General features: G+C 71.6%; 11 protein-coding genes and 2 pseudogenes. 10 read left to right on the plus strand and 3 right to left on the minus strand.

Annotation, left to right across the window (positions count from 1 at the left end; all coding sequences use genetic code 11):
- Positions 1-75: 75 nt before the first annotated feature.
- Both StrepF001_RS39095 and StrepF001_RS39100 read left to right on the plus strand, forming a co-directional pair.
- Positions 76-716 (plus strand): annotated as a pseudogene (locus StrepF001_RS39095) (XRE family transcriptional regulator).
- A gap of 65 nt (positions 717-781) precedes the next feature.
- The gene (locus StrepF001_RS39100) at positions 782-1,768 is read left to right on the plus strand and encodes an aldo/keto reductase (protein ID WP_129802904.1); all 987 of its coding nucleotides are present in this window, start codon (positions 782-784) and stop codon (positions 1,766-1,768) included.
- Between the two features lie 2 nt (positions 1,769-1,770).
- On the opposite strand, the gene StrepF001_RS39105 is transcribed toward StrepF001_RS39100, so the two are convergent.
- On the minus strand, positions 1,771-2,532 hold the full coding sequence (locus StrepF001_RS39105) for a GntR family transcriptional regulator (protein ID WP_129802905.1): 762 nt from the start codon (positions 2,530-2,532) through the stop codon (positions 1,771-1,773).
- Between the two features lie 158 nt (positions 2,533-2,690).
- Here StrepF001_RS39105 and StrepF001_RS39110 point away from each other — a divergent pair, with 158 nt between their 5' ends.
- Genes StrepF001_RS39110 through StrepF001_RS39125 form a run of 4 tightly spaced genes read left to right on the plus strand, consistent with a single transcriptional unit; the run spans position 2,691 to position 6,609 of the window.
- Entirely contained in the window at positions 2,691-3,695 is a 1,005-nt protein-coding gene (locus StrepF001_RS39110; RefSeq protein ID WP_129802906.1) for a sugar ABC transporter substrate-binding protein, read from the plus strand.
- Complete coding sequence (locus StrepF001_RS39115; RefSeq protein ID WP_165396509.1) at positions 3,695-4,771, plus strand: ABC transporter permease; 1,077 nt, start codon at positions 3,695-3,697, stop codon at positions 4,769-4,771. Before StrepF001_RS39110 ends, StrepF001_RS39115 begins: the two co-directional genes overlap by 1 nt.
- A gap of 4 nt (positions 4,772-4,775) precedes the next feature.
- Entirely contained in the window at positions 4,776-5,699 is a 924-nt protein-coding gene (locus StrepF001_RS39120; RefSeq protein ID WP_129802908.1) for an ATP-binding cassette domain-containing protein, read from the plus strand.
- 1 nt (position 5,700) lies between these two features.
- On the plus strand, positions 5,701-6,609 hold the full coding sequence (locus StrepF001_RS39125) for a sugar phosphate isomerase/epimerase (RefSeq protein ID WP_129802909.1): 909 nt from the start codon (positions 5,701-5,703) through the stop codon (positions 6,607-6,609).
- 34 nt (positions 6,610-6,643) lie between these two features.
- On the opposite strand, the gene StrepF001_RS39130 is transcribed toward StrepF001_RS39125, so the two are convergent.
- Both StrepF001_RS39130 and StrepF001_RS39135 read right to left on the minus strand, forming a co-directional pair.
- The gene (locus StrepF001_RS39130; protein ID WP_129802910.1) at positions 6,644-7,594 is read right to left on the minus strand and encodes a DUF3068 domain-containing protein; all 951 of its coding nucleotides are present in this window, start codon (positions 7,592-7,594) and stop codon (positions 6,644-6,646) included.
- Between the two features lie 96 nt (positions 7,595-7,690).
- A complete protein-coding gene (locus tag StrepF001_RS39135) occupies positions 7,691-8,311 on the minus strand; it encodes a TetR/AcrR family transcriptional regulator (protein ID WP_240797877.1) in 621 nt (206 codons plus the stop codon).
- A 184-nt stretch (positions 8,312-8,495) separates the two neighbouring features.
- On the opposite strand from StrepF001_RS39135, the pseudogene StrepF001_RS48775 reads away from it, so the two are divergent.
- The 4 genes and pseudogenes from StrepF001_RS48775 to StrepF001_RS39155 form a co-directional block, all read left to right on the plus strand.
- Positions 8,496-9,016, plus strand: a pseudogene (locus tag StrepF001_RS48775) (MFS transporter); the annotation flags it as partial.
- A 437-nt stretch (positions 9,017-9,453) separates the two neighbouring features.
- On the plus strand, positions 9,454-10,050 hold the full coding sequence (locus StrepF001_RS39145; protein ID WP_346656992.1) for an MFS transporter: 597 nt from the start codon (positions 9,454-9,456) through the stop codon (positions 10,048-10,050).
- Positions 10,051-10,055: 5 nt separating this feature from the next.
- Positions 10,056-11,234: a thiolase family protein gene (locus StrepF001_RS39150; protein ID WP_129802911.1), complete on the plus strand. Its 1,179-nt coding sequence runs from the start codon at positions 10,056-10,058 to the stop codon at positions 11,232-11,234.
- Positions 11,231-13,150 (plus strand): AMP-binding protein, encoded by a 1,920-nt coding sequence (locus StrepF001_RS39155; protein WP_129802912.1) that lies wholly within the window; start codon positions 11,231-11,233, stop codon positions 13,148-13,150. The genes StrepF001_RS39150 and StrepF001_RS39155 overlap by 4 nt, the downstream gene beginning before the upstream one ends.
- Positions 13,151-13,152 lie beyond the last annotated feature (2 nt).

Here is a 13,152-nt window from a genome sequence, read left to right on the forward strand (position 1 = left end):
CGAACCGACCGGGGGTCGTCAACCAAACGACCGGACGGTGCATTGAAGTGGTCCACTCACGAGGAGGGTGACCGGATGGCCGAGACCGAGGCAGCCCTGCGGACGCTCGCGCACAACGTCAGGGCAGCCCGCAACCGCGCCGGCCTGTCCCTGGACGAACTCGGCCGACGGGCCAAGGTCAGCAAGGGCGCCCTGGTCGCACTGGAGAAGGCGCAGGGCAACCCGAACTTCGCCACCCTGGTCCGGCTGGCCGACACCCTCGGCATCTCGGTCTCCGCCCTGATGGAGGGGCGGACCGAAGGGCGCGTCCGCGTCGTGTCCGCCGACACCGTGATGCCGCTGTGGACCGGAGAGCAGGGCAGCGAAGCCCGGCTCATGCTGACGACCTCAGGCCCGGCCCCGACCGAGGTCTGGCGCTGGAAACTGGAGCCCGGCGAGGAGTACCCCAGCCACCCCCACCAGGCCGGCGTCGTCGAAACCGTCAGCGTCACCGCCGGACGGATGACACTGATCGTCGACGGCGTCGAGCACCCGGTCGAAGCCGGACAGACCGCCACCTTCGACGGCGACGCCCCCCACACCTACCGCGGCACCGGCACCACAACCTGCCACCTGATCATGACGTCCACCTGCCACCCGGCCCCGCCTCCGCCGCTGACCCGCCCCTGCGTGCGCCCGGGGGACGTATCGCATGCAGTACGTCCTCCTTGACCTGAAGTGCGCTTCAAACTGAAGACTCCTGTTCGTGCCCGGACAAGCGGGCCGAACGGGAGGGACCACCATGAAATACCGCACCATCGGCACCGATCCGCACCACCGCCGCGAGGTCAGCGTGCTCGCGCTCGGCGCGATGCTGTTCGGCTCGCTCACGGACGAGCAGACCTCCTTCGCCGTTCTCGACCGCTATGTCGAGGCCGGCGGGAACTTCATCGACACCTCGGACAACTACGCGTTCTGGACCGACGGCAGCCAGGGCGGCCACAGCGAGGAACTGCTCGGCCGGTGGCGGCGCAGCCGAGGTATCGGCGACGAGGTCGTCATCGCCACCAAGCTCGGCGCCCGCCCGCTCGCTCCCGGCACCAGCTACACCGACAATCCGGAGGGCCTGTCGGCGAAGGTGATCCGGGAGTCGGCCGAGCGCAGCCGGGAACAGCTCGGCGTGCAGAAACTGGACCTGCTGTACGCGCACATCGACGATCACAGGGTTCCCCTCCAGGAGACCGTCGAGGGGTTCGCCGCACTGGTCGCGGAGGGCACCGTCGGTCTGCTCGGGGTCAGCAACCAGGCGATCTGGCGGGTGGAGCGGGCCCGTGCCCTGGCTGCGGCGGCCGGGTTGCCCGGCTACGAGGTGCTCCAGTACCAGCACAGCCATCTGCGGCCCCGCTTCGACATGCCCAGCGACCTCTTCCCCGACGGCAGCCTCGGCCACGCCGGTGCCGAACTCCTCGGCTATCTGCGCTCCGAGTCCGTGCTGACGCTGGTCGCCTACTCACCGCTGCTGGGCGGGGCGTACGGACGGGCGGACAAGCCGCTGCCGCCCGACTACGACCACCCGGGAACGCCGGCCCGGCTGGCCGTGCTGCGTGAGGTGGCGCGGGAGACCGGGGCGAGCGTCAACCAGGTGGTGCTGGCCTGGCAGATGGGCGCGGAGCTGCCCGTCGTTCCGCTCGCGGGGGCGTCGTCGGTGGCCCAGCTGGAGGAGAACCTCGCCGCCGTGGACCTGGAACTGTCGGCGGAGCAACGGGCCCGCCTCGACGCGGCGCACTGACGTCAGGGTCGTCCCAGCAACTGGAAGTCGAACGCGTACCGGGACGCGCGGTAGATGTGCGTCCCGTACTCGACGGCGCGGCCCGTGTCGTCGTAGGCCGTGCGTTGCATGGTCAGGAGCGCGGCGCCCTCCCGCTCCTGCAGGAGCGCGGCCTCCTCGGCGGTGGCGCAGCGGGCGCCGATGGACTGGCGGGCGCTGTGCAGGGTGATGCCGGCGGAGCGCATCATGCGGTACAGGCCGGTGGATTCGAGGGCCTCGGTGTTCAGGCGCAGCAGGTCCGTGGGCACGTAGTTGACGAGGAAGGCCACCGGCCGGCCGTGGGTGCAGCGCAGCCGCTCCAGAACGGTGACCTCGCCGCCTTCGGCGACGCCGAGGGCGGCCGCGACGTCGGGTGGGGCCGGCACGGACTCGGCCCGCAGCACGCGCGTGGTGGGGCTCTGGCCCGCCGCCTCCAGGTCGTCGTAGAGGCTGCTGAGCTTCAACGGGCGTTTGACCTGGCTGTGGACGACCTGGGTGCCGACGCCCCGACGGCGGACCAGCAGACCCTTGTCGACCAGGGACTGGATGGCCTGGCGGACCGTGGGCCGGGACAGTCCGAGACGTACGGACAGGTCGATCTCGTTGCCGAGGCGGTCGCCGGGGGCGAGCACCCCGCGCTCGATGGCCGCCTCCAACTGCTGTGCAAGCTGGTGATAGAGGGGTACGGGGCTGGTGCGGTCGAGCGTGAAGCGTACGGCGGCGAGTCCGGAGTCAGTGCTGGGCATGGCATCCCTCCCGCAGCCCACCGTAGCACTTTGTACTTACATTCTGACCTGTTTGTGAAATGATGTCTTAACAAAGTATTGACAGTGGTGGCGCCAAGGGAGTTGGATCCGGTCCCAACACAGCCTTTCCCCCGGTCGCACAGTGAGGTGCAGGAAAGATGGACCGCTCTCGCAGAATCATCCCCGCCCTGGCCGTGGCAGCGGCGGCGGCCCTGGTGCTCGCCGGCTGCTCCAGCGGCTCCGGCGGCAAGAAGGCCGAGGAGGGAGCGGACGGTGCCTCGGCAGGCAAGGCCACCACGCCCCGGATGACGGTCGCGCTCGTCACCCACCAGGCGCCCGGCGACACCTTCTGGGACATCGTGCGCAAGGGCGCCGAGGCCGCCGCCGCCAAGGACAACATCAAGCTCGTCTACTCCCCCGACCCCAACGCCGGCAACCAGGCCAACCTGGTGCAGAACGCGATCGACCAGAAGGTCGACGGCATCGCCGTCACCCTCGCCAAGCCGGACGCCCTCAAGGGCGTCATCGGCAAGGCGGAGGCGGCCGGCATACCCGTGGTCGGGCTCAACTCCGGGGTGAGCGACTGGAAGGACCTCGGTCTGCTGGAGTTCTTCGGCCAGGACGAGACCGTGGCCGGTGAGGCGCTGGGCAAGCGGCTCAACGAGGTCGGCGCGAAGAAGGCCGTCTGTGTCATCCAGGAGCAGGGCAACATCGGCCTCACCCAGCGCTGCGACGGGGTGAAGAAGACGTTCTCGGGCACCACGGACACCCTGAACGTCAACGGCACCGACATGCCGTCCGTGAAGTCGACGATCACCGCCAAGCTGAAGCAGGACAGCTCCTTCGACTACGTCGTCACGCTCGGCGCCCCCTTCGCGCTCGCCGCGGTGCAGTCGGTGTCCGAGGCGGGCAGCAAGGCCAAGGTCGCCACCTTCGACCTCAACAAGGAGCTCACCAGCGCCATCGAGAGCGGCGACATCCAGTTCGCCGTCGACCAGCAGCCCTACCTCCAGGGCTACCTCGCGGTCGACTCCCTGTGGCTCTTCAAGAACAACGGCAACTACAGCGGCGGCGGTGAGCAGCCGGTGCTGACCGGCCCGGCGTTCGTCGACAAGTCCAACGTCGAGCGGATCGCCGGGTTCGCCGCGAAGGGCACCCGGTGATGAGCATGGCCCAGCAGGCTGGGCCGGCGGTGACCACCCCGCCGGCCCCCGGCCCCGGGCAGTCCGACGGGCGGACCCGGCAGCGTCCCCTGGCGCTGCGGCTGCTCGCCCGGCCCGAGGTTGGTGTCTTCCTCGGCGCCGTCGCGGTGTTCGTCTTCTTCCTGATCGCCGCCCCGCCGGTACGGGACGGCAGCTCGATGGCCACGGTCCTCTACCAGTCGTCGACCATCGGCATCATGACCCTGCCGGTGGCGCTGCTGATGATCGGCGGCGAGTTCGACCTGTCGGCCGGTGTCGCCGTGATCACCTCGGCGCTGACCGCGAGCATGCTCAGCTACCAGCTGACCCTGAACATCTGGATGGGCGTGATCGTCGCGCTCGTGGTGTCGCTCGGCATCGGTGCGTTCAACGGCTGGATGCTGGTGAAAACGGGGTTGCCGAGCTTCCTGGTCACGCTGGGCACCTTCCTGATCCTGCAGGGCGTGAACCTCGCGGTCACCAAGCTGGTCACCGACAACGTCGCGACCGACGACATCAGCAACATGGACGGCTTCGACCAGGCCCGGGCGATCTTCGCCTCGTCCTTCGACGTCGGCGGCGTCCAGGTGAAGATCACCGTCGTGTGGTGGCTGGTCTTCGCGGCCCTGGCCACCTGGGTGCTGCTGCGTACCAAGTACGGCAACTGGATCTTCGCCGTCGGCGGCAACCAGGACAGCGCCCGCGCGGTCGGTGTCCCGGTGACCTTCACCAAGATCACGCTGTTCATGCTGGTCGGTTTCGGTGCCTGGTTCGTCGGCATGCACCAGCTGTTCTCCTTCAACACCGTGCAGTCCGGCGAGGGCGTCGGCCAGGAGCTGATCTTCATCGCCGCGGCGGTGATCGGCGGCTGTCTGCTCACCGGAGGTTACGGCTCCGCGATCGGCCCGGTCTTCGGCGCCTTCATGTTCGGCATGGTGAACCAGGGCATCGTCTACGCCGGATGGAACCCCGACTGGTTCAAGGCGTTCCTCGGTGTGATGCTGCTCGGGGCCGTCCTCATCAATCTGTGGGTCCGTCGCACGGCGACCCGGAGGTGACGCAATGACCAACGCCAACGGAACCGGCACCCACGCAGCCGCCCTGAAGGACACCGTCCCCGAGCAGGACCGGCCGATCGTCGAACTGCGCGGCGCCGGGAAGTCCTACGGCAACATCCGCGCCCTGCACGGCGTCGACCTCGCCGTCCACCCGGGCAAGGTGACCTGCGTCCTCGGCGACAACGGCGCCGGCAAGTCCACCCTGATCAAGATCATCTCGGGTCTGCACCAGCACACCGAGGGCGAGTTCCTCGTCGACGGCGAACCGGTCCGCTTCACCACCCCGCGCGAGGCCCTCGACCGGGGCATCGCCACCGTCTACCAGGACCTGGCGACCGTGCCGCTGATGCCCGTGTGGCGCAACTTCTTCCTCGGCTCCGAGATGACCAAGGGTCCCTGGCCGATCCGCCGCCTCGACATCGACCGGATGAAGAAGACCGCCGACGAGGAACTGCGCAACATGGGCATCGTCCTCGACGACCTGGAACAGCCCGTCGGCACGCTCTCCGGCGGCCAGCGCCAGTGCGTGGCCATCGCCCGCGCCGTCTACTTCGGCGCCCGCGTCCTCATCCTGGACGAGCCCACCGCCGCCCTGGGCGTCAAGCAGTCCGGCGTGGTCCTGAAGTACATCGCCGCCGCCCGCGACCGCGGACTCGGCGTCATCTTCATCACCCACAACCCCCACCACGCCTACATGGTCGGCGACCACTTCAGCGTCCTGCGCCTCGGCACCCTGGAGCTGAGCGCCGACCGCAGCGAGGTCAGCCTCGAGGAACTGACCAACCACATGGCCGGCGGCACCGAACTCGCCGCCCTCAAGCACGAACTGGCCCAGGTCCGCGGCGTCGACGTCGAGGAGCTTCCGGAAGAGGAAGACCTCACCGCGCCCGCGAAGGCATCACCCGCTTCTCCCGAAGGGACCTCCTGACATGGCAACCGCCCCTTCCCTCGACCGTATCCGGGTGGGTTCGGCGCCGGACTCCTGGGGCGTCTGGTTCCCCGACGACCCTCAACAGGTGCCCTGGGAACGCTTCCTGGACGAGGTCGCCGAGGCGGGCTACTCCTGGATCGAGCTGGGCCCGTACGGCTATCTGCCGACCGACCCGGCCCGGCTCACCGACGAGGTCGACAAGCGCGGCCTGAAGGTGTCGGCGGGCACGGTCTTCACCGGCCTGCACCGCGGGCCGTCCGTCTGGGAGTCCACCTGGGAGCACGTCAGCCAGGTCGCCGCGCTCACCCGGGCCATGGGCGCCCGGCACCTCGTGGTCATCCCGTCGTTCTGGCGCGACGACAAGACCGCCGAGATCCTGGAGCCGCCGGAGCTCACGGCCGAGCAGTGGGCCCATCTGACCAAGGGCATGGAACGCCTCGGCCACGAGGTCAAGGAGACCTACGGCCTCGACATCGTCGTCCACCCGCACGCCGACACCCACATCGACACCGAGGCGCACGTCGAGCGCTTCCTCGACTCCACCGACTCCGAGCTGGTCAACCTCTGCCTGGACACCGGGCACTACGCCTACTGCGGCGGCGACAGCGTCAAGCTGATCGAGACGTACGGCGAACGCATCGGCTACCTGCACCTCAAGCAGGTCGACCCGGAGATCCTCGCCGACGTCGTCGCGGGCGGGGTGCCGTTCGGGCCGGCCGTGCAGCGCGGGGTGATGTGCGAACCCCCGTCCGGTGTACCGGAGTTGGAGCCGGTGCTGGCTGCGGCGCAGGGGCTCGGCGTCGAGCTGTTCGCGATCGTCGAGCAGGACATGTACCCCTGCGAGCCGGACAAGCCCCTGCCGATCGCGGTCCGCACCCGGAAGTTCCTGCGCTCCTGCGGCGCCTGACCACGTCGATCTCGGGTCCCTTGCGGCGAGCGCGTCACCCGTCCTCGGGACGCGCCCGCCCGCGTACCAGCAGCACACCCCCCGCGACCGCGAGGACGGACCCCGCCGCGGCCGCACCGATCGGCACGGTCCGCCCGACCGCACGCAGCCGCACACCGTCCTCCTCGGCCTTGCCGACCGCGAACTCCTGCGTGGCTGCCGTGTGGCTCAGCTTCGGCACGTCCAGGAGCACCACGGCGTCCTTCTTTCCGCCCGGTGCGCGCAGGGTCTGGCGGGGGCCCAACCGGGCGGAGAGGACACGGCCGGTGGCCTGGTCGACGACCAGCTTGATGCCGTGGTTGGAGTACCACTCCTCGGCGAACACCTGTGCCGCCTCGGGCCGGCCGACCAGGGCCCCCGGAACCTGACGGGTACCGATCTTTGTCGGCGGAACGGTGCCCGTGAAGACGTACCCCTGGTAGCCGCGGACCTTCTCGGTGCCCCGGTAGGAGAGGGTGACGGCCCCGCCGAGCTGGCTGTCCCACCAGCGGTACGGGCGTTTCTGCACGTCGAAGGGGAACTTCAGGTAGGCCTCGCCCTCGTGGTACGGCTGCTCCTGGCAGCAGTGCGCCGGCCGGTTGGTCCGGCGGTCGGTGACCCAGCGGGCGGTGGAGAAGTCCAGCGCGTCATGCGGATCGGCGGCCGGCAGGGACTTGTCCGTGTCGACCGTGGTGACCACGTCCCACACCGCCCGGCCGCTGCGTTCGCTGTCACCGACGTCGCCGCGCACCCGCTGGGTGACCGTGATCCGCTTCTCGCGCAGCGTCTCGGCCTCGTCGACGTCGAAGTAGCTGCCCGTGCCGGTGTAGACCGCGGTCACATCGATGTCGACCGGGTTCACCGCCGCGCGCGGCTTGACGTACCACGCGAGCATGGGCGCGAGGACCAGCAGGAAGACACCCAGGCCCAGCAGGAGCAGGGCGAGGGGGGAGGAGCTACGGCGCATCCGGCACTCCAGGGCTTGGCTGCCCGGAGACCGTAGGTGCTTGCCGTACGGCGCGTCTACGCATGCGCGTGACAAAAACGCCGCCCGGGGTGCAGGTCAGCGGCTCGCGGCGAGGGCCGCCAGCACGGCGTGGGTGAGGCGGGTGACGTAGGCGTCGTCGGTGGGGCCGCCGACCGCCAGCACCCTGAAGTACAGCGGGGCGCCGAAGAGGTCGACGGCCAGGCCCATGTCGATGTCCGCCGGCAGCTCACCGCGGTCCACCGCCTGCCGCAGGAGGGTCGCCACCGCGGCACGCCGGGGCGCGAGGACCGCCTCGTGCAGGGCGTCGCGCAGGGACGGGTTGCGGGCCGACTCGGCGACGAGGTCCGGGACGATCCGGCCGACCAGGGGATGGCGCAGGTCGGCCATCGTGTCGCGGACGAAGCGCTCGACGTCGGCGGGCAGTGAACCGGAGTCGGCCGTCGCCGGCAGGTGGGCGGCGGCGGCCTCGGAGACCAGCTCCACCACCATGGCCTCCTTGGTGGGCCAGCGGCGGTAGAGGGCGGCCTTGCCGACGCGGGCCCGGCGGGTGACGGCCTCCATCGACATCCGGGCGTACCCCGTCTCGGCCAGCTCCTCGAACATCGCCCGCCGGATCGTCTCCGTCACCGACTCCCGGAGCGTCGCGGAGCCGGTGGGCCTGCGGGGGTCCAGTGCGCTTCTGCTGGTCGAGTCCACTGCGGGAGGTTAACACCGGACGGAACGGTTGCGTTCCGTTCCGGGCGGGTGTACGTTCCCGGCCAGACGGAACGGACCTGTTCCGTTCCGCCGAGCTCTGTTCGGAGCATGGGGGTCTGTTCGGGGCAAAGGGGGCCCGGATGAAGTTCCTCTTCGACCGGCACGACGAACGGCCGGTCCGGGCATGACCGTGGAGGCCCACACCGAGCCCGCCGCGTCCGACGGCACCGGGCCCCGCGCCCGGACCGTCCTCGTCCTGCTGGCCCTGTTCATCGTGATCAACGCCGCCGACAAGGCCGTCCTCGGGCTGACCGCGGGGCCCATCAAGGACGATCTCGGGCTCACCGCCACCGAGTTCGGCACCATCGCCAGCAGCTTCTATCTGCTCTTCAGCCTCTCCGCCGTCTCGGTCGGCTTCCTGGGCGACCGCATCCACCCCCGGCCCCTGCTCGCCGTGCTCGCCCTCGTGTGGGCGGCGGCTCAGCTGCCGATCCTCCTCCCCGCCGCCGGATTCGGCGCGCTCGTCGCCACCCGGGTGGTGCTCGGGGCGGGTGAGGGGGCTATCCGCTCGCCAACTACACCGCGTTCACCTGGTTCCCGGAGAAACGGCGCGCCCTTCCCTCGGCCGTCGTCGTCGCCGGCGGCGCGGGCGGCACCGTGCTGGCCGCGCCGCTGGTCATCCTGGTCAGCGACACCCTCGGCTGGCGGGCCGTGTTCGGCCTGCTCGGGGCCGTGGGGGTGGTGTGGACGGTCGCGTGGCTGCGACTGGGTGGCGGCGGACCGTACACAGCACGGCTCGGCCCGGCAGCCACGGACGACGATCCGCCGGCCGTCGGCCGTGGCTGTGCGCCGGCGGAGGGCGATCCGCCCGCCGGCGCCGGCGGCTGTGCGCCCGCGGACGCTGATCCGCGCACCGTCACCCGCGGCTCCGCACCGCCCACCGTGCCCGCCCGACGCGCCGCCGATCTCCGGCCCGCACCACTCGCCGACGCCCCGCCATCCGCCCCCACACCACCGCCCGACTCACCACACACCCCACCCCACGCCCCGTTGACGCCCCGCCAGGAGCCCCCCGCGTCCCCTTCTGGCGCATCGTCACCACCGGTACCTGGCTCGGCGCCACCCTCTCCACCTTCGCCGTCATGTGGACGCTCGCCCTGGGCTTCGCCTGGCTGCCGCTCTATCTGGAGGAGCAGGCGGGGTTCAGTGACGCGGAGGTCGGTGCGATCGTCGGGCTGCCCGCCCTGTCGATGGCCGTCCTGGTCCTCACCGCCGGCGCCGTCGCGCACCGGCTGCTGCGGAGGGGGGTGACCGCCCGGGTCGCGCAGGGACTGCTCGGCGCGCTGCTGCCGCTGCTGGCCGGGCTCTGTCTGCTGCTCGCGACCCGGGCCGGTCCCGCCGCCCTCCTGCTGCCGCTGCTCGTGCTGGCGTTCTCCGCGGGCAACGGCCAGACCCCGCTCACCAACGCGGCCATCGCCGACATCTGCCCGCCCGCCCGGCGCAGCGCCGCCCTCGGACTGTCGTACGCCCTCGCCGCCCTCTCCAGCCTGCTCGCCCCCTACGTTACCGGCCGGATCATCGACGCCGCGCCGAACGAGACCGTTGGCTACGGCCGGGCCTTCGACCTGGCCGCCTGCCTGCTGATCGGCGGCGCCCTGCTTGCCGCGCTGCTGATCCGCCCCGACCGGGACGCCCGGACCCTGCGCCCGGCGCTCACCCGCACGAGTCCCGAGGAGTGAAACCGATGTCCCCGAAGCCTTTAGACATCGCCGTCGTCAACGGGGCCCGCACCCCGATCGGCCGGTACCAGGGCGCGCTGAGCTCGGCCCCCGCCCACCGGCTCGGCGCCCTTGTCGTCCGCGAGGCCGTCGTCCGTGCCGGGCTGCAGCTCGGCGCCGTCGACGAGGTCGTCCTCGGCTGTGTGGGCCAGGTCGGCCCCGAGGCGTTCAACGCCCGGCGTGCCACGCTGAGCGCGGGCCTGTCCGTGCGGGTCACCGCCCACAACGTCAACCGGCTGTGCGGATCCGGACTCCAGGCGGTCTGGTCGGCCGCGCAGAGCCTCGCCCTCGGCCTCGCCGATGTGATCGTGGCGGGCGGCAACGAGTCGATGACCCGTCAGCCGCGGCTCGACTACAGCGAACGCGCCCGCGACGAACTGCCCGGAGAACCGGCCGTCGACGGCACCGTCTCGCTGGTCACCGACCCCTTCGGCCACTACCCGATGGGCATGACCGGCGAGGTGGTCGCGGGCCGGTACGGCATCTCCCGGGAACGCCAGGACCGCTGGGCCGCCGAGAGCCAGCGCCGGGCGGCCGCGGCCGTGGCGGCGGGGCGGTTCGACGCGCAGATCGTGCCCGTCGCCACCCCGGACGGCATCGTCGAGCGCGACGAACACCCCCGGCCCGGCACGACGGTGGCGAAGCTCGCCGCCCTGCCACCGGTCTTCGCGCAGGACGGCACGATCACCGCGGGGAACTCCGCGGGCATCAACGACGGCGCCGCCGCCGTGCTGCTGATGCGCGCCGGCGACCTGGAGCGCGGCAGTGCCCCGCTGTGCCGACTGCTCGACGCGGTCGTCACCGCGCTGGAGCCGGAGATCATGGGTGTCGCCCCCGCCGACGCGATCCGCGCCCTGCTCCAGCGCCACGACCTCACCCTCGACGACATCGACGTGATCGAGCTCAACGAGGCGTTCGCGGCCCAGGTACTGGCCGTGATGGACACCCTCAAACTCGACCCGGACCGGGTCAACCCCAACGGCGGGGCCATCGCCCTCGGCCATCCCATCGGCGCCACCGGCACGGTGTTGCTGCTCAAGGCGGCCCACGAACTGCGCCGCACCGGCGGCCGGTTCGGTGTGATCGCCCTGTGCATCGGCGGCGGGCAGGCCATCGCCGCGCTGATCGAGAACGAGGCCCGATGAGCGCCTACGCCTGGTACCCGACACCGGAGTTCACCGAGCACGGCAACATCGCCGCCTTCTGCCGCCGGCACGGCGTCGACGGCGGCTACCGCACACTCCAGGCCCGGTCCGCGGCCGACCCCGAGTGGTTCTGGGAGCGGGCCCTGCCGGACATCGGCATCGTCTGGCATGTGCGCCCGCAGCGTATGTGCGACGAGTCGGGCGGCATCGCGTTCACCCGGTGGTTCCCGGGCGGGCGCACCAACCTCGTCGATTCCTGCCTGGAACGCCACCTCCGGCAGGGCCGCGGGCAGGCGCCCGCCCTGCGCTGGGAACGCGAGGACGGGACGCTCGGGATCCTCTCGTACGAGGAGGTCGCCGCGTACAGCGCCCGGGTGGCCGGCGGGCTGCGTGAGCTCGGGGTGGGGAGAGGGGACCGGGTGGCGTGCTGTCTGCCCCCCGGTCCCCATGCCTTCGTCCTGCTCTTCGCCTGCGCGCGGATCGGCGCGATCCTCGTGCCGCTCTTCTCCGGCTTCGGCGCCGAGGCGATCGCGCTCCGGCTCCTCGACGCCGGCGCCCGGGTGCTGGTGACCGCACGCTCCACCCTCCGGCGCGGACGCCGGTACGACCTGGAGGCGGTGGCGCGCACGGCCATGGCCGGGGCACCGAGCGTACGTCGACTCGTCGTCGTGGCCGACGGATCGGGCGGCTGGGAGCGGCTGGCCGCCGCCGAACCCGTCGGAACCGAATCCCTCTCCGCGGCCGCCCCCTTCCTCCTGCTGCACACCTCCGGCACCACCGGCCGCCCCAAGGGCGCGGTCCACACCCACGGCGGCTTCCCCGCACAGGTCGGCAGCGAGACCCGCTACAACCTCGATCTACGGGCGGGCGACGTGGTCTTCTGGGTGACCGACCCGGGCTGGATCATGTTCCCGCTCGTCGCGATCGGCGCCACCCTCGCCGGTGCCGGCGTTCTGGCGTACGAGGGCGCGATCGACCACCCGGACGTGAGCCGTCTGTGGCAGCTGCTCGACGAGCACGAGGTCACCGTCTTCGGCAGCTCGCCCAGTCTGTCCCGGATGCTGATGGCACGTGGCTCACGGCATCCGGCCGCGCCCCCCTCCGTGCGGGTCCTCGGCTCGACGGGGGAGCCGTGGACCGAGGAGGCGTGGCGCTGGTACTCCGCCGAGTTCGGCGGCAAACGCTGCCCGGTGATCAACATCTGCGGCGGCACCGAGGTCGGCGGCTCCCTGCTCGCCTCCGCGCCCACCGTGCCCCAGTCGCCGTGCGGCTTCACGGGACCGTGTCTCGGCATCGACGCGGCCATCGAGGACGAGGCCGGTGCCGAGATGGACGAGGGGCGGCTCGGAGAGCTGGTCGTACGGCGTTCGTGGCCGGGGATGACCCGGGGGCTGTGGCAGGCGCGGGAGCGGTTCGCCGACGCCTACTTCGGGCGCAGGCCGGGGCGCTGGTCCCACGGCGATCTGGTGTCGCGGTCGGGGGACGAGTGGTTCGTGCACGGCCGTCTCGACGACGTCATGAAGGTGGCCGGCAAGCGCCTCGGACCCGCCGAAGTGGAGGACGCCGTCCTCGGCGACCCGGCCGTCGCCGAGGCCGCCGCCGTCGGGGTACCGCACCCCGTCTCGGGCGAGGCCCTGTGGTGCTTCACGGTTCCCGCGCCCGGCCGGACCCTCGACGCGGCGGACGCCGAGCGGATCCGCGAGCGGGTCGCCGCCGCGCTGGGACCCGCGTTCCGGCCCGGCCGGGTCGTCGCCGTGCCCGAGCTGCCCAGGACCCGCAACGGCAAGGTGATGCGGCGCCTGGTCCGCGCCCTGGTCACCGGTGAGGAGCCCGGCGATCTGTCCACGCTCGTCAACCCGGCGAGCCTCGACGCGATCCGCACGGCCGTACCCGGCACACCCGACCACCGTCCGTGAAC

It is taken from the genome of Streptomyces sp. F001 (assembly GCF_004187715.1).
Lineage (GTDB): Bacteria > Actinomycetota > Actinomycetes > Streptomycetales > Streptomycetaceae > Streptomyces > Streptomyces flavusporus.